This is a genomic window from Saprospiraceae bacterium, from assembly GCA_016709995.1.
Lineage (GTDB): Bacteria > Bacteroidota > Bacteroidia > Chitinophagales > Saprospiraceae > JADJLQ01.
Genome location: JADJLQ010000001.1, coordinates 3,170,558 through 3,197,128 on the forward strand (window position 1 = coordinate 3,170,558; position 26,571 = coordinate 3,197,128).

Annotated in this window: 28 protein-coding genes; 8 read left to right on the top strand and 20 right to left on the bottom strand. The window is 42.4% G+C overall.

Going from position 1 to position 26,571, the window contains the following annotated elements; translation table 11 throughout:
* Positions 1–21: 21 nt before the first annotated feature.
* The 14 genes from IPJ09_13525 to IPJ09_13590 form a co-directional block, all read right to left on the bottom strand.
* Positions 22–1,008 carry an aldo/keto reductase gene (locus IPJ09_13525; GenBank protein ID MBK7372432.1) on the bottom strand — a complete coding sequence of 329 codons (987 nt, stop codon included), beginning with the start codon at positions 1,006–1,008 and terminating at the stop codon, positions 22–24.
* Between the two features lie 55 nt (positions 1,009–1,063).
* Positions 1,064–1,474, bottom strand: a complete 411-nt coding sequence (locus IPJ09_13530; protein MBK7372433.1) for an HNH endonuclease — start codon at positions 1,472–1,474, stop codon at positions 1,064–1,066.
* Positions 1,475–1,478: 4 nt separating this feature from the next.
* Positions 1,479–1,724: a hypothetical protein gene (locus IPJ09_13535; protein ID MBK7372434.1), complete on the bottom strand. Its 246-nt coding sequence runs from the start codon at positions 1,722–1,724 to the stop codon at positions 1,479–1,481.
* Positions 1,725–2,101: 377 nt separating this feature from the next.
* Positions 2,102–3,067 carry an N-acetyl-gamma-glutamyl-phosphate reductase gene (locus IPJ09_13540; protein ID MBK7372435.1) on the bottom strand — a complete coding sequence of 322 codons (966 nt, stop codon included), beginning with the start codon at positions 3,065–3,067 and terminating at the stop codon, positions 2,102–2,104.
* 98 nt (positions 3,068–3,165) lie between these two features.
* On the bottom strand, positions 3,166–4,980 hold the full coding sequence (locus IPJ09_13545; protein ID MBK7372436.1) for an ABC transporter ATP-binding protein: 1,815 nt from the start codon (positions 4,978–4,980) through the stop codon (positions 3,166–3,168).
* Between the two features lie 129 nt (positions 4,981–5,109).
* A complete protein-coding gene (locus tag IPJ09_13550; GenBank protein MBK7372437.1) occupies positions 5,110–5,595 on the bottom strand; it encodes a DUF4440 domain-containing protein in 486 nt (161 codons plus the stop codon).
* 229 nt (positions 5,596–5,824) lie between these two features.
* Entirely contained in the window at positions 5,825–6,481 is a 657-nt protein-coding gene (locus tag IPJ09_13555) for an SCO family protein (protein MBK7372438.1), read from the bottom strand.
* Positions 6,459–7,025: a toxin-antitoxin system YwqK family antitoxin gene (locus IPJ09_13560; GenBank protein ID MBK7372439.1), complete on the bottom strand. Its 567-nt coding sequence runs from the start codon at positions 7,023–7,025 to the stop codon at positions 6,459–6,461. Before IPJ09_13560 ends, IPJ09_13555 begins: the two co-directional genes overlap by 23 nt.
* The gene (locus tag IPJ09_13565) at positions 6,997–7,758 is read right to left on the bottom strand and encodes a YHYH protein (GenBank protein ID MBK7372440.1); all 762 of its coding nucleotides are present in this window, start codon (positions 7,756–7,758) and stop codon (positions 6,997–6,999) included. The genes IPJ09_13560 and IPJ09_13565 overlap by 29 nt, the downstream gene beginning before the upstream one ends.
* Positions 7,759–7,792: 34 nt before the next feature.
* Positions 7,793–8,272 (bottom strand): periplasmic heavy metal sensor, encoded by a 480-nt coding sequence (locus tag IPJ09_13570; protein ID MBK7372441.1) that lies wholly within the window; start codon positions 8,270–8,272, stop codon positions 7,793–7,795.
* Positions 8,265–8,540, bottom strand: coding sequence for a hypothetical protein (locus tag IPJ09_13575; protein ID MBK7372442.1), 276 nt, complete (start codon positions 8,538–8,540; stop codon positions 8,265–8,267). Before IPJ09_13575 ends, IPJ09_13570 begins: the two co-directional genes overlap by 8 nt.
* Before the next feature lie 31 nt (positions 8,541–8,571).
* A complete protein-coding gene (locus IPJ09_13580) occupies positions 8,572–9,144 on the bottom strand; it encodes an RNA polymerase sigma factor (GenBank protein MBK7372443.1) in 573 nt (190 codons plus the stop codon).
* Between the two features lie 11 nt (positions 9,145–9,155).
* Entirely contained in the window at positions 9,156–9,752 is a 597-nt protein-coding gene (locus IPJ09_13585) for a hypothetical protein (protein ID MBK7372444.1), read from the bottom strand.
* 172 nt (positions 9,753–9,924) lie between these two features.
* Positions 9,925–10,224, bottom strand: coding sequence for a hypothetical protein (locus IPJ09_13590; GenBank protein MBK7372445.1), 300 nt, complete (start codon positions 10,222–10,224; stop codon positions 9,925–9,927).
* A 197-nt stretch (positions 10,225–10,421) separates the two neighbouring features.
* Here IPJ09_13590 and IPJ09_13595 point away from each other — a divergent pair, with 197 nt between their 5' ends.
* From IPJ09_13595 to IPJ09_13605, 3 genes are all read left to right on the top strand, one after another.
* Positions 10,422–11,183: an SDR family oxidoreductase gene (locus IPJ09_13595; GenBank protein ID MBK7372446.1), complete on the top strand. Its 762-nt coding sequence runs from the start codon at positions 10,422–10,424 to the stop codon at positions 11,181–11,183.
* A gap of 76 nt (positions 11,184–11,259) precedes the next feature.
* A complete protein-coding gene (locus tag IPJ09_13600) occupies positions 11,260–11,961 on the top strand; it encodes a response regulator transcription factor (GenBank protein MBK7372447.1) in 702 nt (233 codons plus the stop codon).
* 17 nt (positions 11,962–11,978) lie between these two features.
* On the top strand, positions 11,979–13,445 hold the full coding sequence (locus IPJ09_13605) for a HAMP domain-containing histidine kinase (protein MBK7372448.1): 1,467 nt from the start codon (positions 11,979–11,981) through the stop codon (positions 13,443–13,445).
* On the opposite strand, the gene IPJ09_13610 is transcribed toward IPJ09_13605, so the two are convergent.
* The gene (locus IPJ09_13610) at positions 13,440–14,225 is read right to left on the bottom strand and encodes a sialate O-acetylesterase (GenBank protein MBK7372449.1); all 786 of its coding nucleotides are present in this window, start codon (positions 14,223–14,225) and stop codon (positions 13,440–13,442) included. The two genes, IPJ09_13605 and IPJ09_13610, sit on opposite strands and share 6 nt — an antisense overlap.
* 272 nt (positions 14,226–14,497) lie before the next feature.
* On the opposite strand from IPJ09_13610, the gene IPJ09_13615 reads away from it, so the two are divergent.
* The 3 genes from IPJ09_13615 to IPJ09_13625 all read left to right on the top strand — a co-directional run bounded on the left by IPJ09_13615 (position 14,498) and on the right by IPJ09_13625 (position 18,727).
* Positions 14,498–15,844, top strand: coding sequence for an NAD(P)/FAD-dependent oxidoreductase (locus tag IPJ09_13615; GenBank protein ID MBK7372450.1), 1,347 nt, complete (start codon positions 14,498–14,500; stop codon positions 15,842–15,844).
* A 4-nt stretch (positions 15,845–15,848) separates the two neighbouring features.
* On the top strand, positions 15,849–17,240 hold the full coding sequence (locus IPJ09_13620; GenBank protein MBK7372451.1) for a 4Fe-4S binding protein: 1,392 nt from the start codon (positions 15,849–15,851) through the stop codon (positions 17,238–17,240).
* Between the two features lie 125 nt (positions 17,241–17,365).
* Positions 17,366–18,727, top strand: coding sequence for a starvation-sensing protein RspA (locus IPJ09_13625; GenBank protein ID MBK7372452.1), 1,362 nt, complete (start codon positions 17,366–17,368; stop codon positions 18,725–18,727).
* A gap of 96 nt (positions 18,728–18,823) precedes the next feature.
* On the opposite strand, the gene IPJ09_13630 is transcribed toward IPJ09_13625, so the two are convergent.
* From IPJ09_13630 to IPJ09_13640, 3 genes are all read right to left on the bottom strand, one after another.
* Complete coding sequence (locus IPJ09_13630; protein ID MBK7372453.1) at positions 18,824–19,744, bottom strand: T9SS type A sorting domain-containing protein; 921 nt, start codon at positions 19,742–19,744, stop codon at positions 18,824–18,826.
* 199 nt (positions 19,745–19,943) lie between these two features.
* Positions 19,944–20,807, bottom strand: coding sequence for a RidA family protein (locus tag IPJ09_13635; GenBank protein MBK7372454.1), 864 nt, complete (start codon positions 20,805–20,807; stop codon positions 19,944–19,946).
* Positions 20,808–21,035: 228 nt separating this feature from the next.
* On the bottom strand, positions 21,036–22,007 hold the full coding sequence (locus IPJ09_13640; protein ID MBK7372455.1) for a thioredoxin family protein: 972 nt from the start codon (positions 22,005–22,007) through the stop codon (positions 21,036–21,038).
* Between the two features lie 218 nt (positions 22,008–22,225).
* Between IPJ09_13640 and IPJ09_13645 the strand changes: the two genes are divergently transcribed.
* A complete protein-coding gene (locus IPJ09_13645; protein MBK7372456.1) occupies positions 22,226–23,176 on the top strand; it encodes an NmrA/HSCARG family protein in 951 nt (316 codons plus the stop codon).
* 108 nt (positions 23,177–23,284) lie between these two features.
* Here IPJ09_13645 and IPJ09_13650 read toward each other — a convergent pair whose 3' ends face one another.
* Together IPJ09_13650 and IPJ09_13655 are read right to left on the bottom strand one after the other, a co-directional pair.
* Positions 23,285–23,983: a membrane or secreted protein gene (locus tag IPJ09_13650; GenBank protein MBK7372457.1), complete on the bottom strand. Its 699-nt coding sequence runs from the start codon at positions 23,981–23,983 to the stop codon at positions 23,285–23,287.
* 14 nt (positions 23,984–23,997) lie between these two features.
* A complete protein-coding gene (locus tag IPJ09_13655; protein ID MBK7372458.1) occupies positions 23,998–25,518 on the bottom strand; it encodes a carboxypeptidase in 1,521 nt (506 codons plus the stop codon).
* 299 nt (positions 25,519–25,817) lie between these two features.
* On the opposite strand from IPJ09_13655, the gene IPJ09_13660 reads away from it, so the two are divergent.
* Positions 25,818–26,558, top strand: a complete 741-nt coding sequence (locus tag IPJ09_13660; GenBank protein MBK7372459.1) for a glucosamine-6-phosphate deaminase — start codon at positions 25,818–25,820, stop codon at positions 26,556–26,558.
* The last annotated feature ends 13 nt before the right edge of the window (positions 26,559–26,571 follow it).

Sequence of the window (26,571 nt, forward strand, 5' to 3'; positions counted from 1 at the left end):
AGATTTAGGCTAAAATAAGATTTAATTTTTATCTACATACTTCATATTGTCTTCGTTGTACCTGGGGCCGGTATGCGGGTATTTTGCAATGATATCCTCCATGGCAGTCAATTCTTCATCGGTCAATTCCAGGCCGATGGCCCCAACATTTTCTTGCAGGTACCGGCGTTTTTTTGTTCCGGGAATAGGAATAATATGATCCCCTTGTGCAAGGACCCAGGCCAAAGCCAATTGAGCTGGAGTGCACCCTTTGTCCATGGCTAGTTGGGCAAAAGCCGAAGCCAGTGCCTGATTATTCGCTTCATATTCTTTTTGATACCTGGGTAGTTTTTTTCTGAAGTCCTGGTCATTAATATCTTCAAACTTTAAGGTATTGGTCATCAATCCGCGTGCAAGAGGACTGAATGGCACGAAAGTAATATTCAATGCTTCGCAGAGCGGCAAGATCTCAGCTTCTACCTCTCTACAAATCAGGGAGTACTCGCTTTGCAGCGCACTGATGGGATGGACGACATGGGCCCTTCGGATAGTATTGGCCGATGCCTCGGACAAGCCAAGATATCTAACCTTGCCCTGGTGTACCAACTCTGCCATAGCACCTACCATCTCTTCTATGGGTACATTTGGGTCTATCCTGTGAGCATAATACAAATCAATGACATCGGTTTGTAGTCTGCTTAAGCTCTGGTCTATTGCTTTACGCACATTGTCAGGAGATCCATCGAATCCTCCAAAGCTGCCCGCACTGTATGGCTTGAAACCAAACTTGGTAGCCAGGAATATTTTAGAACGATTAGGTTTTAATACTTTCGAGATGAGTGTTTCGTTAGCGCCATTGGCATATATGTCTGCTGTATCCCAAAAGTTGATACCGAGTTCTATCGATTTTTCAAGCGTGGCCCAGGACTCCTCATCATCCGGCTGGCCATAGGCATGATTCATGCCCATACATCCTAATCCTATCGCGGAAAGTGGTATGTTGGTGTCTCCAAAAAGTCTGTATTGCATATATATTTTCTAATAAGTTTATAAATCAAATTATTCTCATATCTATTTTGTCGATTTAAGGGTACAGTCCTGCCTGTATGAGATCCAATCTCTCCAGAATACGATTTACTTCGTTTAACTTCAAAAGTTTGATCGTTGCTGTTCCGATTTCAGTGGAAGAAATTATGGTTCCTGATTCTAGTTTGAAATGCTCAGACCAAGTATCTATCCTCGGGTTAAATAAGCGAACAAGATTCTTCAAATCCTTTGATAATGTGGCTAGATCACTCCCTTTAGCTGAGTTGAATATTGGACAAGCATAGGCTAAATTTTCAAACTTTGTATCTCCGCCGTGTTTGCGACTAATAATATGATCGCACTGATATCGAAAGAATGAATCGACTTCTAATCTTCTACAATACTCACATCGAAAATTGGCTCTAGCTCCAACTTGCCTCCTTAAGTAGTCAGGTATGTTCTGACTCATATTTCTAAATTTTTTGGGAAATCTGAAGCCTGGCTTTTGACTTAGATAGTCTCACGATATGCTCTAATATCAGGAAATGATCTAGTTCCTCTTGTTCAGCTTTACTGAGAGAAGTATCCTTTTGCATTTCCAAAAGCTCATCTAGTCGCATTTGGATGGATTCAGGAGCATGATAACTCAAAACTTTTATTGGGTCCAGGGAAGCAATAAAATCAGCAAAGGAGCCATACACATTCAATTGAGTTTCCATACTAATTCTTTCTTGGTAAAATTAACCCATTTTTGAAAACTTTTATCAAATTAGATTATGGTACAATCAAAGTGGATAAGTTTTGGAATTTTGGTTCGATGTTGAAAAACCTGACCTACATCCTCTACTAAAAAATTTTGTCAAATGCAGATTTTCTATAATATATTTACAGTCTTAAATTATCAATATTATGGCAAAGACAAAAGACACGAAAAAGGAAACTAAAAAAGCGCCAGCTAAGTCTCTGAAAGAAAAACGAGCTGATAAAAAAGCAAAAGGCAAATAGCTTGCGCAAAGACGATTATAGGTTGACGATCGTCGATTGGATTTATACCAATCGTGTATCGTCAATCTATGATCACAATAGACCGACCTCCTTAATACACCACGCCCTTCAATTTTAACCCGCTTTCTTCAGGCCAACCATACATGATATTCATATTCTGTACAGCCTGGCCGCTGGCTCCTTTCAATAAATTGTCCAACGCCGAGATGATCAGCAATTTGTCTTGATGCTTTTCGAGATGCAACAAACATTTATTGGTGTTGACGACTTGTTTTAGATCAGGATTTTCATCGGTGAGCTTTACAAAAGGCTCTTCGATATAATATTGAGTGAAGAGATCTTTCGCTTCTGCGATTGAAATATCCACCGTAAAGTATACTGTAGCAAATATGCCCCTGGTAAAATTGCCCCGCACCGGTATAAAATGTATTGGAGCGACGAAATCAGGGTATAATTGGGATAGCGACTGCCTGATCTCCGGTACATGTTGGTGTGTAAAGGGCTTGTATACACTGATATTGTTGGTACGCCAACTGTAATGTACCGTATCACTCAAAGCCTGACCAGCGCCGGTGCTCCCTGTGATCGCGTTGACATGGATCTCATGATTTAATAATTTTGCCTCCGCCAGGGGTAATAAGGCCAGCTGGATCGCAGTGGCAAAACATCCACAATTGGCTATATGCCTGCTGATCCTGATTTTTTCACGATTGAGCTCCGGCAATCCATATACAAAATCATGAGAAGGATCAGCCAATCTATAATCCATACTCAGGTCTATAATGCGCGTTTTTTTGTCCAGGGTAGTCCTGGCTAGAAACTCTTTTGCTTTTCCATGCCCGGTACATAAAAAAATCACCTCCGGCATACCATTTAATGCTGAACTAAACACCAGGTCGGTATCTCCTACTAAATCAGTGTGAATAGAAGACACTAATTTGCCAGCCTGGCTTTCACTGACGACGGCGCTCAATTCTACAAAAGGGTGATTGAGTAAAATCCTGATCAATTCTCCTCCGGTGTAGCCGGCTCCTCCAATTATCGCTACGGGTATCATGGTGCAAAAATAAGGTTTAAGTGTGTAAATGGGCCACTTCACCACTTTACCAATTCACCATATTAGCTCTCCACCATTCACCCTCCTTCACTCCTTCCTCACAAATATCCCTGGGCTTGTAAAGTAAATAATTCATGGTATAAACCCTGATGTGCGAGAAGTTCTTCATGACTGCCTAACTCCAGCATTTGCCCATTTTTTAATACAAGGATACGATCAGCCATCCGAACTGTGCTGAATCTATGGGAGATAATTACAGCCGTCTTGCCCGCCGTCAATTCAGAAAATCTCTTAAAAACTTCAAATTCTGCACGGGCATCCAGGGCAGCAGTGGGTTCATCCAGGATCACGATAGATGCATTGCGCATATAGGCACGCGCGAGGGCGATTTTCTGCCATTCACCGCCACTCAGATCTACCCCATCGGCAAATCGTCTGCCGAGCATTTGTTTGTATTTGGCAGGTAGTTTTTCGATGACTGCATCTGCGAGGCTGAGGTGGGCTGAACTGATCACGGTCTCCTCTTCACTCAGCGACTCGATTTTTCCAACGGCTATGTTTTCGTCGGCTTTGAAATTGAACCGGACGAAGTCCTGAAAGATGACCCCAATCATCTGTCGATAGGAGGTCAGGGAGAATTTTTTGATATCGACTTCATCGAGATAGATAGTATTTTCTGTCGGATCATACATCTTGGCGATCAATTTGACCAGGGTGGTTTTACCCGAGCCATTTTCTCCTACCAGGGCCAGTTTTTCACCAGCATTCAAGGTAAAACTGATATTTCTCAAAGCCCAAATTTCGGTGCCCGGGTATTTAAAACCGACCTTATCAAATCGGACACCATGCTTAATCGTAGTTGGAGCTTGAATCGCACCCGGTTGGTCCATGATCAAGGGCTCTATAGCCAAAAAATCATAATAATCCTGTAAATACAAGGCAGACTCTGTGATTCGGGTAAAAGTGGATAATATATTTTGCAGTTGATTTTGCAGTCTGTTGAATGATCCGGATAAAAAGGTAAGATCTCCTATGGTCAACGCACCAGCCAATGTCCTAATCACGATCAAAATATAGGCTCCATAATATGCCGTGGTACTGACCAGTTGTAAGAGAGTACCCCATATCGTCCTTTTGATCGCAAGCGCTTTATTGGCCTGGTAATATTCATCAGCAATTTTAGCAAATCGCTTGGAGAGAAAATGGTCCAACCCAAATACCTTGACCTCTTTGGCTGTCTCTACACTGGCACCGATGTATCGCAAATAGTCAAGCTCCCGCCGCTGCGGGGTCCAACTGCGTACCAGTGAGTAGCTGAATCTCGAAAAATAAGCTTCACTAATAAAGGAAGGCAACACTGCTACAATCAATAATACGATCAACCAGGGTTCGAAGGCTATCAACCCGGCTGACAAAAACAAGATCGTAATGATATCTTGAAATTGGCTCAATACCATCGACATCAACACTACCCGTCCGGTAGTCTGTCGACGAGCCCTTTCCAGTTTATCATAAAAGTCAGGGTTTTCATACATGCTCAGATCTATGGTAGCCGCTTTGTTCATCAACTCAACCGAAGAAACATTGCCATATAGATCACCGAGCAAACTTTCAGATAAATTCATCACCCGGCTGATCAGCTCAGAAACCATCGTCACACCAAACTCCAGGCCTATCCATACCCATAGATTGTGTGGATCACCCCCTTTGTTATTGATGAGATGAACGATCTCGTCTATAATCAACTTGCCTATATACAGTTGAGCCAGGGGTACTGCAGATTTGACCAATCTCAAAATAATATTAGTCAGGGTCAGGGCTGGCGAGGTTCGCCAGATCATTTTAAAAAAAGGAATCAGCAGTTTGAGCGATTTGAGACTTTCGACAAAACCTTTTTTAGGAGCACCTTCCATTTCCGGAGGAGGGCCGCCGCCACCACGCATAGACATAATGATCAAAGATAGAATAATCCTCCTGGCATAAATTAAAAAAAGGTATACCCGGATCTCCTGATACACCTTATCCACTAATGCAAAAAGATATTATTTGCCGGACTCCATGGGCATCGATATGACTGGAACCTGAGTGTCCATTTCAATTAACCACTTGCCATTTACTTTGTGTACCAGCGTGATAAATTTGGCTTTACCTCCTATTTGTTGCCCGCCCTTGAGCTTAATGTCTGAATCGATATCTGCGATCAACATGGCCACAGTAGGTTCTATAAAGGTAATCGTGGGTGTAGAGGATGTCCATACAGGAGTACCTTCAATCATGGTCTTAAATTCTTCATATCCTTTTTTGATGGCTTCCTTGCCGACCAGGATGCTACCATCTGGATATACTTCGGTAGCAGTTGCGCTGTAAAAGCTCCACATAGCAGACTCATTATTGGATTGATACGCAGTCCAGACATCCTTCCACATTTTTAATAGCGCTTCTTCACTTTTTTGATTTTGAGCAAAGGCCAAATTTGCAATACCAAACATCATGATGGTCATTACGGCTGCTGATAAATTCTTTTTCATTTTTTTTAAATTGATTTTATGATTTAATGTTTTTAATGAAACAAAGATCTCTCCCTGGCCATCGTTTGCGCATGAGCGGAAGTGCTGAAAATCATACGTTGAAATGCGTAATGGAGTGGAAAAAAAACAATCATGAGTTGTCCGGAAGGACTATAATAAGTGCCTTCTGCCTATACATGACAGTGTAGCGGCTAAAAATAGTAGCCTGGGAAATAACCCATTAAAAAAATTACTGTTCTTCCAATAATACCCTTATATCGGCGATCATTTGGTCTATCTCTACCTCTAAAGTACCGTTATAGATACCTCGGATGCGCTGATGACCGTCTACGAGCAGTACATGTTCTGTATGCAAAAAATCAGTGCTGTCCCTGGTAAAACCCAGGTCTTCTTCAGCAAAATAAGATTGACGGGCCAGGGTGTAGATTTCACTTTTATCACCAGTGAGCAGGTGCCAGTTTTTTGATTGAATATTGTTTTTAACAGCGTAGGCTTTCAAACGCCCTACTGTATCAATCCATGGGGTCACACTGAAGGAGAGGATGGCTACCTCTTCACGATCTCCAAATGCCTGGGAGACTGACTTCATATGATCTGTCATCACCGGGCAGATACTCATACAGCTGGTAAAAATAAAATTGGCTACATGAATCTTGCCATGTAGGATGGTATCTGTGATAGTATCGCCATGCTGATCCATCATGGTAAAATGACCTATCTGATGTGGCACCAGAAGCTCGGCTTCCTCCTGATGATCTAAGAACAGAGGAGTAAAATCAGGAGTATTGTAATAAGGCAATCGGTGATCCTTAGGCACTTCCTTGCAGGCAGTGGCCAGAATCAATAGCATAAAAGCCAAAAATCTAAAAGATACTGTCAGATACATTCACACAGTTTTTGGTACCCAGCAATCCATAGCGACGACCTGATTCCATGACATAATTTGATTTTATTTTACCATTGTCATACCAGACTTTTTGGCTGCCTGACTCATATCCCCGGTGATAATTCATTTCGGTAATGAGCCGCCCACTTTCATTCCATTCTCTGCAGGTGCCTTCGTACTCGTCATCTTCAAATTGGTAAGTCAACATGAGATTTCCGTTTTTCCACCAGGCCAGATATTCACCGGTTTTTTTACCTTCGATAAAAGACCTGGTTTCTCTTAATTCACCGGATGGATAATATTGAACCCACTGGCCATGCTCCTGACCATGTAGATAATTCTGTATGGTAGCCGTATCTGTCGAACCTTCGTAAAGTGTAAAGACCTCCCCCGATAATAAACGCTGCTGAAAAAATACTCTTCCATTAAGACTGGATAAGGAAGGGTCATTGGCATTGAGTACAAGCTTTACATCTGATGCTCCGCAGGAAAAGAGCAAAAGAAAAACTGTCAGACTACCTAGATACTGTGCCGGCTGTTCCATAGAATCCACTCCCATTGATATAGGGATCGGCATTGGTGATATGATAATGATAGATGCCATCCGGAAAATCAGCAGTAGCGTGGCTGTGACCATGATAGGCGTCCAGCATACTATTGGACACTTTGCTGCCATTTTCTTCAGGCCCGTATACGGGAAATCCATCCAATAAAAATCCTAAGAGTGACGAAGGCGTAGCCTTGACCGTCGTAAGATAAAGGGGTTCTACGTGATAATGATATTGACCAGTTTGTTGAGGATGTCCCCAGTATTGATCAAAGCTGGTTACTTCATTGGTCAAGGGCTGATTGGGTCCGGCATATTGATTAAAAATAGCTACTCCATTGATGGCGACACCTATGGGGCCCAGGGGAGTTGCGGCATGATTAGTAGCCACTTTGGGATATAATGGAATTTTAAAAGTTAGATTTTGGGTGCTGATGGAATTAGGATTTTTATTGAATTTGTTTCCACCAAAAGTAGTCCCACTAAAATTTTCATATAAGTTGTTAGAAGTAGGATAGTATATACTCGTATGGTCAGGCACTCCATTACTTTTGATGGTGATATAAGTTCCGTCTGAGGTGATGCTGGTAGCGCCATAGATTTTGTTATATACAGCTGGAACATTGATGTCATTCGTGGACGGGTCAGTAGTATTGTCTTTTTTGCAGTAAATCGTGGTGAATAAAAGTAACGCTATAGCGGTCGTGTTAATAATCCTTCTCATTTTCATAATTGTCTTTTTTATACTATACGATACCTGTGGATCAATCCCTCGGTAAGCGGGTATTTTTATTTGGTTGAAATAAATGAGCCAGTTCCGTAGTCAGTCTGTTATACGCCGGCAATTGATCTTCACTGCATATCTCTCTGACACTTTTAAAATGATCATAATGAAGTTTTTCAATCTGTGAGTGCCATTCATTTAGCCTCTGTAGTATGGAATCAGCACCAGCGTAGGTGGGATCAGAGAGGGTGGCATACAAGTCGTGTTTGGCGGTTTTTATTTTAGAGTCAAGCTCATTAATAGAAGACTGATGTTGGTCAATAAGGATATCATATTGTTTTACCTGGTCATCACTCAAGTGCAATCTGTCAATGATCAGTTGTTTGGGCCCATCATCCTTCATGTGCCTATCACCCGGTCGGGGGCCGATAGGTCTATGCATATACATCATACCCATTAATACGAGGTTTAAAAGCAATAAGCCTATGACGCCAATGGTGAGTAGTTTTATTTTATTCATAGTAAAGATCGTTTGAGTTGGAGAGATGCATGGATGACGCCAATTGTTCGACCTTGGGTGGATTATCCTTATGTTGATAATTCATTAAGATCCCAATATTGATGCAGAGGATCAACAAAGCAGCGGCGGCAATCGTCCACGACCAGGTCATCGATATTGGATTCGATTCATTTAGCTTTAATCTGTATTTAATCCCCGGCAATAAATTTGCCGGGGGCTCTACCGCCTTTATTTTTTTTAATAAGTGTAGTTGGTCGTCTATTTCCATATCAATCTATTATACGATGAAAACAATCTGATCATGCGCTGGATTTAATTTTTTTTGCAAGGGTCGTTTTAGCTCGCTGGATGAGTGACTCGACTGCTTTAACAGTTGTGTCCATGATTTCTGCAATTTCTTTATGAGGATGCCCTTCGATTTTGCTCAGGATAAGCGCTGTTTTTTGGGTATCTGGCAATTCATTGATCAGTTTAAACAAAGCCTCCAATGCTGCTTTGTCTTCTGCTTCAATACCGGGGTGACTAAAATGTCGATCCGGCATGACATCGCTGGAAGTATCAGATTGAAACAGGCTGATCACCCTGGCAAATCTCCTTTTTGTTTTACCGGCTTTAATCACATCGAGGCAATGATTGATAGTGATTCTATAGATCCAGGTTTTCAAAGAAGCGGCGGCAGGATCATATCGATGGTATTGTCGGTAAATTTTGACGAATACTTCCTGTGTGATGTCTTCAGCACTTTCCTTCTGCTGGATATAATGCAATGCCAGGTTATACACCAGGTTTTTATATTCATGGTAGAGCGCCTCAAATTGTTTTTCGGAGAGTAACTGGATCACAGGATGCAAGATAATTGAATCGTGGGCCACATACTATCGATCTATAATTTGGAAGCATCTATATGAGTATAACCACTATTGATGAATATTTCAAACTCAGGATGAATGCGCAGAAAGGCGAGCATTTCATGGGTAAGGATCTCATCCTGGTTTCTTAGACCAAGTCTTATAGCTTCCCGCAGGCTTTCGAACCCTTTCAATGGCTGTTCCAATACCGAGTACACGCAGGCGAGATGGAAATAAATCTCCGGATCGTCGGGAGTTTTGTCCAAAGCCAGCTCAAAATCCTCCAGCGCCTCTTCGAGTTTGAATTCTTTTAATTTGTTCAGGCCGGATAGTTTATAGGAGGTGTCTGAAGGCTTTCTGGAAGCAGCTCCGTTCAGGACAGGTACATTCTCCTGGATAAGTTGGCGATTCTTTCTCAAATCAAGGAAGACCTCGAGGCGATCATTAACTTTTGAAGTCAGGATATACCTGGCGCTGGCCCCGTTTTCCATGATCGTAAAAGGATGATCGATACCCAGAATGGAAGATTTTTTGGATACGACCTGGCCATTTACTACTACTGTTTCTTCTCCAAGCCAGTTATTATGAAACTCAATAATCGTATTGCCGGAAGTGAGTTTTTTATAGTGCATACTGTTGTTTTAGGAAGCAAAATAAATCAATTTTCAATAACAGGAATCAAAGGGCGCCGATGTAAGAAAAAGGACAAAATGAAAAAGCCACAATGATCAAGGACCCTTATGGCTTTCAGTTCACCATCCACATCACCAACAGGCGTGATGGGGTAGCGGTATATATTAGCGATTAGTGCGTATGGTCTTCGTGCTTATGGGTGGCAGTCAGGGCCATATTACACTTAGGGCATTTGTCGCCCGCTTTGCCGGTTACTTCAGGGTGCATCTGGCAAGCATAGACCATCGCTGTGGTGTCAGACATCATGGTAGCAGTAGTGTCCATCATCATGTGCATAGTATCCATGGCAGCAGTTGCCATTTCGGTGGCAGCTTCTACAGGAGCAGTAGTTTCGGAAGTAGTTTTATTGTTTTGGCAAGCGACACCGAGAATCGCGATCAAGCCAAAAGTAAGAATTGCTGTTTTTTTCATAAGGGCAGCAAAATTAGAATGTCTGTTATATACTGAATTGTAAATATTGTCAATAATGTGTCAATGTTTAAAGACGGGTTATTAACTACCGTGTAACAATTTCATTGAGATAGTTTTTAATAAATGTGGTGCATGAATCAGTACCCCTATCCATTTCAATTAATACTGATCTTTGTACTGAAGTAATTTTATAATATATGACAAAAAACAAAATTGCCCTCATCACCGGCGGAAGCAGAGGATTGGGTAGAGACATGGCATTGAGCCTGGCTCGGCAAGGCACAGACATCATCCTCACCTATCGAACCAAACAGTCTGAGGCATACACCACTATAATGAATATAGAAGCGATGGGTAGAAAAGCAGTCTCCCTACAGTTGGATATGGCAGATTTTGGATCTCTGGATCAATTCGTCGAAAACTTAACAAAGACACTGGCTGATCAATGGTCTACGGACTCATTTGACTTTCTGATCAATAATGCAGGTATGGGCGCGACAGTGCCTTTTCTGGAGGTGAAAGAAGCGTTATTCGATGAGTTTTTGAACGTACATTTTAAAGGGGTGTTTTTTCTGACTCAAAAATGTGTACCTATGATCCAATCCGGCGGGCGAATCATCAATATATCCAGTGGGACTACCCGAATCAGCAATCCAGGTTATTCTGTCTACGCCTCCATGAAAGGAGCAGTAGAAACATTTACAAAGTACCTGGCCAAAGAGCTTGGCGCCAAAGGCATCAGTGCCAATATCGTGGCACCCGGTCCAGTAGAAACTGATTTTAATCATGCTGCCATCAGAAACAATCCTGAGTTTAAAGCCCGGTTATCTTCTTTTTCTCCGCTCGGCAGAGTTGGCAATGCAGACGATATAGGTGGGGTCATAGCCTTTCTGTGCTCTCCGGAAGCTAAATGGATCAATGGTCAAAGAATCGAAGTCAGTGGGGGCATTCACGTTTAATAAACCGGAGGGTTGAAACAACTTTGTGATATCTTGGCTTTAAACTTGAAGGTTAGAATCAACCGATTATCCACACATGGCTAAGTCTATCAAAGTCCTAATAGTAGAAGATGACCATCATCTTGCACAATTGGTATCCATCCAGGTCACTGCCCTCCCAGCCTCTGCAGACATCATCGAAAACGGATGGAAAGCACTCGACCAGGTCATGAGTCACCATTATGATCTGATGATATTGGATCTCATGCTCCCCGGACTCAATGGACTGGAGATTTGTCGCAAGATCCGTCAGGTCAATAAATCCCTCCCTATCCTGATGCTTACAGCCAAATCTGAAGAACAGGACAAAATCGATGGCTTCAACATCGGAGCCGATGATTATCTCACCAAACCATTCAGCAATGGGGAGCTCATGGCCAGAATCAAAGCCTTGTTGCGTCGCACGCATACAGAAACCACCACCTCAGATAAAACAGCCTACATTCAAAATCACGAACTGCGGATCGATCTCGAAAATCACCAGATGTATCGGAATGGCCAGGAGATCGAACTGACGGCCAAGGAGTTTGATTTGATCCATTTTTTTATGAAAAATCCGGGAAGGGCCTTTACCCGCCAACAATTGCTGGACGAGGTATGGGGGCCACATTTTGATGGGTTGGAGCATACCATCAATTCTACCATCAACCGGCTGAGATCAAAAATAGAAACGGATCTCAACAAACCTGAGTATATCCTTACCGCCTGGGGAGTAGGCTACCGTTTTAAAAATATTTGAACTATAATTGTCCTTCCTTGAAAAGAATCTTCAATACAGGATTATTATCCAATCACCGGACCCGCAGAATATTGCTAGCGACTTTTGTAACCTTTCTGGCGCTAAGTCTATACTTTACGATATATACGTATCGATCTCTGATCAGAACACATAAAGACACTTCTCTGATGCGCCTGGCAGGTATCGCCAACTCTACGGCCCTGCTGATCGATGGCGATATGCACCAGATGCTTATGGACAAATACCCGCTCAAAGATGGAATTGACAGTGTAGGAGATGATATGTACTACCAGCTCATCCATCAAAAGCTCATGATCAATGAAAAGGCAAATATGCTCAAGACACCGATATATACGATCGTGTATGACTCGACGATCATGGCTTATGAGTTTGGGATTACTTCTGCAGACAAACCTTATTTTAGACATGTATACAAGGGTTTTCCCGCTCAATTGCTCGAACAATACAATCAGGGGGGCACCATTCCTCCGTATAAGGATGAATTTGGGCATTGGTTGTCAGCCTTCGCACCTATCAAGAATAAATTGGGAAAAACTGTAGCGGTCCTCCAGGCGGATGAAAGATATGATTTGTTTATAGCTCAGGCTCGCAGTGCAGTCTGGCAAAATGTCATCTTAAGCCTGGTACTGATCGGAGTATTGTTTTTTGTATTAATGCGGATACTTCATCATATACTTTCCAGAGAGTTAAAAGATAAAGTAGCGCTCAATGAAGCGAATGAGTCCAATAAAAATATGAGCCTCCAACTGGCTCAGAGTCTGGATGAATTGAAAAAGACGGACGAATTTCGCAAAGAGATGATAGCCAATTTTTCGCACGATCTGAGGACACCTTTGGCTAGTGTATCCGGATACCTGGAGTTGCTGTTACAAGATCAAGGAAATCTCATCAACCCGGAGGATAAAGAAAATTACCTAAAGATCGCCTACTCGGAAGCGCAAAGGTTAAAAAGATTGGTCAATGAATTATTTGAACTGTCTAAACTGGAATCCGGCCAGGTGAAGCTCCAAGAAGAAAGGTTTTCACTGCCTGAACTTGCGCAGGATGTACTCAATAAATACCAGGTAGACTGCAAAGAAAAAAATATTGATTTGCTGACCGATTTTCAATCTGATTTACATTTGATCCATGGGGATATCAGCTGGATCGATCGACTCTTGCAAAATCTGCTGGACAATGCAGTGAAGCATTGTAACCATGGTGGTTTCATAAAAATAACTATATCAGAAAACAATCAAACCACCCAGGAGGTCAAAGTCTGCAATTCGGGTGATCCCATACCTCAGGCACATCTGCCTTATGTCTTTGATCGGTATTTCCGATCGACCAATCGAAAGACACAAAGCTCCAGCGGACTCGGTCTGGCAATAGTAAAAAAAATAGTGGACATTCATCATGGGGGAATCCGTGCTGAGGCCACTGACCAGGTGACTACCTTTAGATTTTGGCTTCCACTGTCATAGTTTTACTGCAGCAGCAAACCTTCTGCCTAACACACGCTGAGAAGGTCCATCAAAATGAACTGAATCTCCCTTGTGTATCAGATCCGCTGTTGGAATCACTGAGATAAATGGATCTCTGACAGGCAGATGATGGAGTATCCTATTGATAGTATCCGGATAATGTCCATATTCGTTTTTACTTAAAAAATTAGCCAGTTCTCCGACCATTATTTGCAAATGATCATTGTGCACTGCAGACCTGAATTGATGGAATAGTTCCAGCACCTTATTTTCATAATCTTTTATCAGGGTAGGATTGGCATTGTTTTCACCCTGGTGCCAAAGAATACCTTTTATAGTACCCACTTTTTCAGCTAGCTCAGCTTTATGTCTAAGGTTTGAAAACAAGGTCACCCCTCTGTGGGTAGAATCTCCCAACCACTGTTCTACGGAACTTCCTCCTACTGCACAGGGTATGAGCCCAATATAAATCGAAGTGTCTAGTTGTCGGATCATATCTTTTCCAAAGGAAAGCCCGCAGTCCAGTCCTGTTCTGCCTGGTTCGTAATAATGTAAGGGCTCTTTGGCCTGGACCCAATGGTCCGATACATCGAGCGTAAAAATTCTTGGATCCGGGATGGTGTCTATCGGCTCAAGAAGTCCTCTTCCAGCCATATTGGATTGCCCCGCCAAAATAAAAATCCAAAAGTTTTCTTTTTTTGGAAGAAGCGGATCAGGATCAACCTGAAAGCGCCATCCGAAAACAATGCAAAGCATAAAGAGGGATAATAGCTTATTCATTTTTTAACTGCTTTAAATATTAATCAGCACAATTTAATCAATCTCTCTGCCAGCGTGATACTTTCGTGATATCTCCTATCCATTTTTGTGATGTTTATTTTTAAGCCACATCAGAATTGAATTCAACCAAAATACTATCGACCTTTCCAGCTACACGCAGGGTACATCGCCTGACAAAACATGACTCTCCCAAAGGGAAATTGTTTGACCAAATACTTTTTGACTAATTTTAACTTACTATCATACCCTCTGTAGCAATCAAAAATAAACGAATGAAAATCATCATCATAGGCAATGGAATAGCCGGAACCAATGCCGCGCGATACATCCGCAAATACAGCGATCACGAGATCACCATGATCTCGAACGAATCGGACTATCCATTTTCCAGGACTGCCCTGATGTATATCTATATGGGGCATATGCAGTTTAATAACATCAAGCTTTACGAAGATCAATTTTGGGAGAAAAACAGGATCAACAGGATTAAAGACTTAGTCAAAAAAATAGATCCTTCCAGCCATACCCTGTTCCTCCTCGGTGGCCTTGAGCTTCACTATGATAAGTTAATCATCGCGACCGGATCCAAATCCAATAAATTCGGTTGGCCAGGTCAGGACCTCCACGGAGTGCAGGGGCTATACCATCTTCAGGATCTTGAGACGATGGAAAAAAAGTCAAAAGATATTAAAGCAGCGGTGATCGTAGGCGGAGGCCTTATCGGTATTGAGATGGCAGAGATGTTTCACAGTCGACACATTCCGGTGACTTTCCTGGTCAGAGAGACTAGCTTTTGGGATAATATCTTACCTGCCGAAGAATCTGCCATGATCAACCAGGAGATCCTGGAGCATGGGATAGACTTGAGACTTCAACATGAACTTAAAGAAATTCTGGATGATGGAGCTGGCCACGTACAAGCAGTCATGACCGCCAGCGGCGAACGAATAGAAGCTGAGTTTGTAGGTCTGACTGTGGGGGTCAGTCCTAATATCGCTTTTCTGAAGGATTCAGGTATAGATACAAAAAGGGGCGTGCTGGTCAATGAATATCTACAGACCTCGCAGGAAGACATCTATGCGATAGGAGATTGTGCCGAATTAATGGCTCCCAGGCCGGGCAGAAGACCGATTGAAGCTATTTGGTATACCGGCCGTATGATGGGACAGACGCTGGCTCATACCATCTGTAGTTCACCACTGGCTTACGACCCAGGTATCTGGTATAATTCAGCAAAATTTTTCAATATTGAATATCAGGTATACGGTGACATACCTGCACAATTACCGGATTCCACGGACACACTTTATTGGCAGCACCCTCTCAGCAAAAAATCTATCCGAATCAACTTTAATAAAGCTGATCAGGTCGTGACAGGATTCAACCTGATGGGTATTAGGTATCGTCATGAGGTCTGTGAAAAATGGATTCATACTAATACCCGGATTGAAGAAGTTTTACAAAATCTCTCCCTGGCCAATTTTGATCCGGAGTTCTTTGATGAATATGAACATAATCTGATTGAACAGTTTCAACGTACTACCGGAAATAAACTGGCACTCAAATCTCAACGCAAACTGGATCAGGTCACCAGATTTTTAAACAAAAAAATATCATAAGTTTATGGCGATCGAACCCAGCATGGCAATCAATAATGCCGCTAATCAAAACACAATCAACTATCCCAAAAAAATAGCTCTAAGCCTGGTCGGTATAGCCTGTCTGATGCAGTTAGTCTATTGGTTTAGTTTCAAAACTGATCAGGCTGCTTCCTGGTTATGGATATCGATTTTACTGGCAGTCATAGGGTCTCTTTGGTACATTCGTCTGCACTACCAGGGCGAATCTCCCGGCATCAAAAACAATCATGTCTGGCATGCTGCTCTCACCAACCGGGGATCCTGGGCATGGGTATTAGCTATTTTTCTGACCGGATTTTATGTGCTACTGTACTGGTATCCGCAATGGCTGGGTATGGGGTCTGATGGTCAGGCAAACAAAGGATTGGTCGGCTTGTTTGATCCATTAAGCCTGTTTTTAAAAGGCAAGCCGGCGAGTCAATGGTTTGTGTATGGGACCTTGTATACGCTCCTGATACTACTGATGGGGGTCAAATTCATTCACAAATATCGTCACAATAGATACCAGGTCTTTCGTACCATCTCGGTGATGTTTTTTCAGACAGTGATCGCCTTTATTCTTCCGGAGATCCTGCAAGGCCTCAATATGCCTTACAATGATTTTAAAAATATCTGGCCATTGAATTACTATTTTTTCTTTGACTGGCATATCGACGAATTGATAAAAAATGGAGTGTTTGGATATTTCATATTATTCTGGGGTATTTTATCCTTCCTGGTTTTTACCCCGATACTGACTTATTTTTTTGGCAAAAGGTGGTATTGTAGCTGGGTCTGCGGATGCGGTGGCCTGGCAGAGACAGCGGGTGATCCATTCAGACAGTTATCAGACAAGTCTACCCGGGCCTGGAAGATCGAGCGCTGGCTCATCCACGGAGTACTGGCCTTTGTGGTATTGATGACGGTCGCTGTACTGGTGACCCGTTTTACCGGATTCAGCAATCTGTTTTTGTTCAGTAGTTATCAGTTGAGTTCATGGTATGGGTTTTTGATCGGAGCTGCTTTCTCCGGAGTTGTAGGGGTGGGATTTTATCCGCTGATGGGTAGCAGGGTTTGGTGCCGATTTGGCTGTCCGATGGCTGCGTACCTTGGAATCCTTCAGAAAGCAAAATCAAAATTCCGCATTACAACCAATGGAGGTCAATGCATCAGCTGTGGCAACTGTTCTACTTATTGTGAGATGGGTATCGATGTCAAAGCGTATGCCCAACAAGGCCAGGACATCGTGAGATCGTCCTGTGTGGGATGTGGTATTTGCTCTGCAGTATGTCCTCGAGGTGTGTTGAGATTGGAGAATGGCAGCCTCGATATAGATACCAGGACGGAGATTAAAAGGACCGTACATGTCAAAGAATCAGAGATAGGCGCACTCTAGAATACACTGCTGGCATAATTCAAAAGATTATACATCTGCTCATTCCTTCGGCAATATCCGAAGAGATTAAATAATAAATGTTTCCTACTTTAGAGGGATCAATTGAATAATAAAAATCCTTCTCTATGAAACGACGCAATATGCTCAAAAACCTGGTGGCTGCCTCAGCGGCAGTGACACTGCCTCTCCATCAGGCTTTGGCTCAATCCAGTGTACCTAAAACAGTAGGACTAGGTACCGTCAAAATCACCGATGTCAAAACCATCCTCACAGCACCCAATGGTATTCGACTGGTGGTGGTTAAAATCATGACTTCGGAGCCGGGTTTATACGGTATCGGTTGTGCCACGTTTACTCAAAGAGCACTCGTTGTAGCTACTGCGATCGAACAATATCTCAAACCTTTCCTCATCGGCCGCAATGTCGATGAGATCGAAGATATCTGGCAATCATCTTATGTGAGCTCGTATTGGCGTAATGGACCTGTGCTGTTCAATGCCATGTCTGGTATCGATATTGCCCTTTGGGATATTAAAGCCAAAAGGGCTAATATGCCTTTATACCAGTTGCTGGGCGGTAAAGTGAGGGCTGGAGCAGACTTATATTACCATGCACAGGGTTTGGACTTTGCAGAACTCGATGAAAAAGTATCTTTTGCAATAGAAAGCGGTTACAGACATGTGCGTATCCAAATGGGTCAAAAAGGCAATGCCAACTATGGAGTGCATGGTCCTACCGGTACCCCTGCCAGTTCGGTTGGATTACCACCTGAGCAGGCTGGACCGACGGATCCCAAGATTATTTTTGAGCCTGCAGTCTATGCCCGCCAGGTCCCCAAAATGTTTGAACATATCCGGTCAAAATTTGGCGAAGAAGTAGAGCTCCTGCACGACATGCACGAACGGGTACCACTCAATATGGCAGTCAATCTCTGTAAGTCATTGGAAGAATTTCGACCATTCTTTATCGAGGATCCTTTCCCACCGGAAGACAATGAGCACTTCCGTATATTGCGCCAGCAGACCAGTGTTCCGATCGCTATGGGCGAGCTATTCAATACCCAGCAGGAGTATTTGCCACTCATCAAAGACAAACTCATCGATTTTATACGTATCCACATTTCCCAGATAGGAGGTCTTTCCCCTGCCAGAAAAGTGCAGGCACTATGTGAGTTTTTTGGCGTAAAAACTGCCTGGCATGGCCCTGGCGATGCCTCACCCATCGCCCATGCTGCCCAACTCTCCCTGGAGTTATGTTCATATAATTTTGGAGTCCACGAGGGATATGTCTTTCCGCAAAACACCAAGGATGTATTCCCTGGCTGTCCGGAGACTAAAAATGGCTATATGTACGCACAGGAAAGACCAGGTCTTGGTATGGACATTGATGAAAAGCTGGCTGCAAAATTCCCATTTCCCGAAGGCCATACTTTTGATTATTCCTGGGGGACTACGCGGAGGAAAGATGGTACAGTAATCAGACCTTAATTCGATTTAAATTGGAAAAATTTTACGCTGATATTTCAGTTGCCCTTTTCAAACCAACTGTAATTCCAGAAATGCACTATAACTGATTTAAACCAATTAATCCACCTTGATCAGTTTCTGAGTACTTCCGTTGACAGATATCAAATACATTCCACTGTTCAATGATGAAAGATTGAGATTGATATTCTTAGTATTTGAGTTATAATGAATCAGGGTTCTTCCTGACAGATCTTTGATCAATACCGTAGCATTAGGATCACTCAAGTCAAATTGCAAGTTTGTTCGGACAGGATTAGGATAGATACTCCAGAGATCAGCAGCTGCCATTTTTAAAATTCGGATAGGTGAATAAGTGAAATCACCATCAAGATCAACCATCTTTAGTCTATAATAGGTCTTGTGAGCAAAGGGATACATATCAGTATACCTGATTAATTGGTTTGAATTAATTTGGTCAATAATTTTGATAGTACTCCAATCATTTAGGTTAGAAGATTTTTGAATTTCGACTTGATCCATAGCAATGACCTGGTATGCTTCCCACTCAATCCTGGCAGCATTCTTCTCCCTAAACACATTAAAGTAGGCTAGCCCGAGAGGTAAGGTAGTATTCACATCGATGGTTTGATTACTAATGCCCGGGCCTCCAATAGTAAGGTGAATAGTACTACAAGTGACTGATCCACACTGATTGTTACCAGTGGATGCATTAGAAGCTATTGCAGTGCCGTTGCCCCCCGTTTTGGGCAAATTAAAAAATATCCCGGAGGCGGAACTGCAATCAATCGTAGCCTGCAAAGTGTATAAGTTGCCAGGAATATTGCTGCCTGTAAATGTGATGCTGTAAGGTATGTGAACATTGTAGACACCCGAACTGCAACCATTGCTTGGTACTATAGAGATGGCACCAAAAGTCACATGAACCGTATAACCATTTGATGAAGGGATATCGACTGCCATGAGTTTTACTGAACTCAATATAAAAATTGAAAAAATTATTGGTAATAGTGCTTTCATAAAAATTAAATTAATATTAAAAATGCAGATCCTAACTGTTGGGTATTCCGCGGACATGCAAGTTAACAGAATAAAAAATAAATGTCAAGAATGGTCAGCAGGAGCAAGGCTGATCCAAGAGTCCGCAGGGAAGATAGCAGGATCAAAGTAAATCATCTTCAGTTTGCGTACCCAATCTGACTATGATTGTTTCCAATGCTTACCTGATCCGGTGATAGAAAAAATCTGACCGCTTCGACAGCATGTCTACCCCACCATCTACCCAGGCATGGAGGATGTCAGGCGATTTAAAATCATAGACTATCCTTTTGGGAAAATCATGTGTATGGTTTTCAAAAACAAAGGTGTTTTTCTGAGCGCTGGTCATTTTAAACCTGGTCGCTTTGCCTTGATTCTGATCTTTGACGATGGGTACATAGTATATCCCATCGGATTCTTTGAGCAGGTTGATAGATTCGATCAGGGAGGTATCACCATTGCTGATGCTATAAGTATGGCCCAGTATATTGTTCGATGAAAGCACAGACCAGGATTCCATGATCTGGCCTCGTGGCGTATTCATCAGCCATTGACCCTGGAGCCATTCAGCCGGCCAGGTGACTTCTTTCATGGACGCTTTGGGATCTACTGAAGGCAATTGAGCGATCAGTTCTACCTCAATATTCCGGTCTGGTAAAAACAATTCATTGATGCCGATCCAGGTAGCCGCGGGATAATCCTGATGGTAGAAGGATTTTCGGATATAAGCATATTTTTTGATAGAATCGATGCTGGTGGTAAATATATTTTCCTTGACCACATTTTGAAAAGTAGCTCCAAACCTTTTGAGATTGTTTTCATGGGTGATGTACACCTTGTTGACCTGGGTAGGAAAATCCCCGGAGGCAGTGACACCGGAAAAGTAAAGTGTATTGCCCTGCCTCACCACACCTGCATAACCATACACGGTATCCTGAGTGATGATACCCCAATGGTATTTTTCTTTGGGGATGTCAGTGCTGAGCTGACCAAAGGTGGAACTAATAAAACTTCCAAAAATGAATAGAAGGAGGCAGAACTTCATCCAGCAAATATCAACAAAAAGGGCTTCAGTTGAAACCCTATGATATTTTATGATACAAAAAGAAGTAAGCAATAATCAGACTGCTAGCTAGTAACCGCAAGTACCAATGTCTTTTCATTGTTTTTCTCATCCTTGATTTTGAGCCAATACATACCACCAAATACGTTGGTATGAGGACACTAATGATACCATTGGTCAGTGAAATAATAATAAATACACGAAATTTTGTCATTTAAAATTGGATCCCAAATACGCTTGAGATTGACCTTCATCAGGATGTTTTTTGAAGTATTCCAAAGTAAGCTTTTGCCTGGGTGATAGAAATACCGAAGGATCCTGCTGATGCCCCAGAGCACTATTGATCCGACTGGCTTGTATGGGGAGCATGGATACAAATATATACGGAGTATGACGCAGATAATACTGTGGCTCCTGATCTTCCCTAAATTTTCCTTCGAGCTGAATAGCAGGATTGTCCTGGTTCAAACCTTGTATATCTTCCGACCTGGTGTATATCTGACTGGCACATTCTTGCTTTTTCGCTTCTGCCACCAAGGTCTTAGGGCTGATGATGGTAGGATCAAAATCTACTTTGACTACTTCGTGACCATGCATATATCCGGGTGTAGTGCTTATGACCCCATCTAATCGCCCCAATCGCTTTTCTCCTTCCCAGAAACAATACATGCCAAAAGTCAATTGCCGAGTATTCTCTGTAAAAGATTCTCTCAGGAGCTGAAGGTAAGTTGGGATAAGCTTTTGAGCTGCTTTCAAAGCATTGACCATAGATACAATCACTCCTTTTGGAGAATAATCACCATCCAATCGATGCACCAAATCATTAAGCTGGGCATCTACGATCCGAACTACCGGATTGTTCCAGGAGGGTTCTTTAAATAATTTAAGCACTCTGCCATCTTCACCACCCTTATTATTGTGGATCGCCAGAGGTATGAATTCTGTCTCAATAGCTTCTACAATCAACGGATGTTTCATGACCTGAGTGCCATACCGCTGACAAGTAGCACAGCCGGGTATCTCCTGGAAGAGGATGAGAATTGGTTTGCCACTGGCTTTAGATTGGGACTGAGCCTGGGCGAGATCACGGAGCCAATGCACATCTCCTAGTTCGACAGGGTTTTGAGAGAAGCTTATTGTGTGTAAGATAAGGGCGTAGGTCAGTAGAGCCAGGCATTTCATGATTAAAGACTTTTGATGAGTATAAAGATAAAAGGACTTTTGTCACAGATTGATCACAAAGATGGAGTTGAGGTTCATCTCAAACCACTTTTTTTAAATGTAAGAAGTAATTGTTTTTATTCATATGACCTTGAACTAAAATGAAAACAAAATGTTAATCAAATCAGAGCTCTTTTTAGGAGTATATTCCATCATCGTAAACAATTAAATAAATCTATATGTCGCAGAAAAAAATAATTACCATTTTTGGTGCTACAGGTGCCCAGGGCGGGGGTCTGGCCCGGGCTATTTTGAATGACAAAAATTCTGAGTTCGCAGTGCGGGCGGTGACTCGTGATGCCAACACCGACAAGGCGAAGGCACTGGCTGCGCTGGGAGCAGAGGTAATAGTCGCCAATATCGATGATCCTGAAAGTGTCAAACACGCTATGGAAGGTGCTTACGGTGCTTACTGTGTCACTTTTTTTTGGGATCATTTTTCACCGGAAAAAGAAGGTATGCATGTCAAGTATATGGCAGATGCTGCCAAAGCGACCGGTTTAAAACATGTCATCTGGTCTACCCTGGAACATACCCGTCTATGGGTGCCTATCACCGATGACAGGATGCCGACCCTGATGGAAAAGTATACCGTACCGCATTTTGATGGGAAAGGAGAGTCAGACCGGTTTTTTACCGAAGCTGGTGTACCTACTACATTTTTGCTGGCTTCTTTTTATTGGGACAATTTGATCCATTTTGGTATGGGCCCCAAAAGAGGTGCTGATGGCAAATTATCGATCACCTTCCCCATGGGTGACAAAAAACTATCCGGCATCGCCGGAGAGGATATAGGAAAGTGTGCCTATGGCATTTTTAAACTTGGTGCAGACATGATTGGAAAACGAATCGGTATAGCCGGAGGCGAACCGACCTGCCAACAAATGGCTGATTCGCTCACCAAAGCGCTTGGAGAGCAAGTCACTTATAATGAAGTATCTCCTGCGGCTTATAGAAGTTTTGGTTTTCCGGGAGCTGAAGACCTGGGCAATATGTTTCAGTTTTACCAGGAATTTGAAGAACAATGCACTAAAACTCGGGATGTCAATTTTTCTAAAGAACTCAATCCTGAATTACAATCTTTTGATATGTGGTTGTCTCATAATATCAGTCGGATGCCTATAAGCTGATAAGAAAAGAGCTCCGTGGTTCAATTTAAAAATGGTCAATTCACCCCGAATTGGCCATTTTTTATTGCTCATTATCTACCGATGTTTCGGATTGCCTATGGTCAATAGCTACTGCCTGGTCCAAATCTCATGTACCGGATTGCCTGTAGAACTTTTGCCACTATGGTCCCAGGTCCCGCCATCCACCTTTGCATCAAAGCTTAAAGAACTGCCCACCCTTGATTTATCTCGGGAGAAAAATTCAATGGTCTCTGTATACTTGCCATCCACCAAGGTGTAGGTACCTCCTCCCGTGCCGGAAAACTGTCTGGTAGATGGATTGATCGCAAACCATTGGAATCTTGTCCCACTCATGATTTTTAACGTTTTTCGAGCTCCTTGAGGCATGGCATTCATTGTGCCATCGTTACCCACACGTGCAGTGATTCGCCAACAGCCTGCGAGGTCGGATTGATGGTCATCTATCCTGGTCCAGGTGACTTTGGACTCTCGCTCCAGCGTCAGAGCATTGGAGGAAAGTTGGTATGAAAAATCTACTATTTTACCGATCATCATGGTATCCTTTGAATCATATTCCAGGGACCATTTAAGTTTTTGATCAGTCAAAGTGTAGGTCCCTCCGTAGGTCCGCAAAAATTCATGGGTAGACTCATTGTACACTGCTACCGACATGTAATCAGCAGTGATGATGAGCGAAGCTACTTCTCCGGGATCACCTGACCCTTTTAATTGCCAGGCACCCTGGATAGAAGCAGCAGTGTATAGATTGAGATTAAGTATCAGCGCGATTAATAAAGTACCATTCATCTTGTAAAAATTAATTATTTCAAACCACTTAAAATAAATTCCGCAACATCCTTTTTAAACTTAGATGCGGACTCTGATTGCACATACATCATATGACCCGCTTCATAATATTTATGGGAGATATTGGATCTGATTTTAGGCTGTAACCCAAGGTGATCAAATGTATACTCTGAAGCTCCAAAAGGAGTGGCCAGATCATATATGCCATTCAAGACCAGTACTTTCAACCTGGGATTATTGGACATTGCATGGATGAGATCTGGGCCAGTATTGGGAGATGTGGCATCTCCAAATAGCCCTTCACTTCTTTTATGTTTCCAGTCCCAGTCAAATCCTGTGAGACCATAAGCACTTGAATTATACTTTTTGTCTTTACCTACTTTTAACTCGGTCGTAAAATAATGCATAAAAGAAGAAATATAAGCTGGGCTGATGTCAGACGATTGTGGATCTTCAAAAGCATACTCACTCAATAAATTCTGTGTGACCCCGGTATATCTGGCATCTAAACGCCCGACGATCAGGCCTTCATCTCTTAAAAGTTCCTGGCAAAATTGTGGTTGATTGACCCTCAGGTTGGCTTTGGCCCAATAGGAAGTGGAAATCCCTGTATAACCGGCCAATTTTTTGATCATGCTGTCATGATCTCCCGCAGTCAACTGATCCCCCTGGATTAATGCAAGGGCATATTCTTTTAAAGCAAAAGCTCTCACCTCCATTAAAAAATCTGTCAAACTGCCTGGTTTGGGACTGATTTTATTGTGGTACCACGCTACAGCAGCATAGGATGGAAGGTTGAGAATATAAGAAATATCATCGCCGGGATTAAAAGAAAGGGTCCGGATATCCAGGACATTGGATACCAGGACAATACCATTCAATGCTATTCCAAGTCTGGATTGCAGGTAATCAGCCACTCCTGCTGAACGAAAAGTGCCATAGCTTTCTCCTAACAAATACTTGGGCGAATTCCATCTTTCATTTTCATTCGTGTAATCCCTGATAAATTGACTGACAGATTTTATGTCCGAATCGACACCCCAAAATTCACTGTTTTTGGATTTGCCAACAGCCCGGCTAAGGCCAGTGCCCACAGGGTCTATCATCACGATGTCTGAGATATCGAGCAATGAATAGTTGTTGTCTTCAATTTTATATGGAGCAGGACCATTGGGCAAAGGATCATTGACAACTACCCGACGCGGCCCCATGATACCCATATGCAACCACATAGAGGAGGATCCAGGTCCTCCATTGTATGAATAGGTGATGGGTCTTTTCGAAAGATCTGCTTCACCTTCTTTAGTATAAGCGGTATACCCTATCGAAGCAATGGATTCGTCTTTTTCGTTTTTTAATATTAAAGTACCTACGACGGCTGTATAATTGATGACCTTATTATCAATTTTGACGGTGTGCTTCGTAACGATCCGTTCTGGCTTGACCAGGATATTGGTGTCAGATTGCCCTTGCACATTAATTGAAAGGGTACTTAGGATATTGAAAAAAAAGAAAATAATGATTTTTGATTTCATGATGCAGCATTTTAATTAAAAGAGAAAGGGTTAAAGTTAATGCTCCAGCTGAAGAAAATAGATTCGAAAAAAAAACATTCACCTTTTTGATTAGAAATTTTATAAATATTTTAAATCAAGCGTGTATGAAGCCTTGTTGGGAACTATAAATTATCTTAGAGGCCAATATATAATTTCTTCATGCTCAAAGTGCTTCTTCTGATACTGGGATCGATCTTTTTCTGCGGAGGGCATGCATTGTTATATGGACCACCGGATGCCAGTCTAAAAATAGCCTTATTCATTATCAATCTACACCCATGAAAATAAAAATTTTTGAAGATACTTATTCACTCGCGGTACAGGCAGCCACAGACCTTCTCAGTGTGATAGCAAAAAAACCAAATGCATTGATATGCTTTGCATCCGGAGATTCCCCCAAACTCACTTGTGAAATATTTGTACAAAGGGTGTTAGAGGAAAAAATAGATATATCTCGATGCAGTTTTATCGAATTGGATGAATGGGTAGGTGTATCCCCTGAGATCAAAGGAAGTTGTCATTATGATTTTATGCATAGACTGGCCCATCCATTACATCTATCTAAAGATCAATATCACCTATTCAATGGGCTTTCGCGCGATCTTCATGAGGAATGTGACCTCATGGACGACTTTATTCAAGCACGGGGCGGCCGCATCGATATCATGATCGTAGGATTGGGTATGAATGGTCATATCGGGTTTAATGAACCAGAGGTGGATATCGATCTCAAATCCCATGTCATCCTACTGGACAAAACTACAATCGAGGTAAGTAAAAAATATTTTGACCAACCGGTGACTCTTACCAAAGGGATCACCCTGGGGCTATCTTACTTAATCGAAGCTATCAGGGTAATACTTATAGCCACAGGAGGCAAAAAAGCTGAAGTCATCAAAAACACCGTCGAAGGGCCGATCACTACCTCATTTCCTGCCAGTATTATGCAGATTCATCCGGAGGGTTACGTATTCATAGACAAAGAAGCCGGTGCTTTGTTGAAACCGGCAATTCTGTAAAAAAAAATTGAAC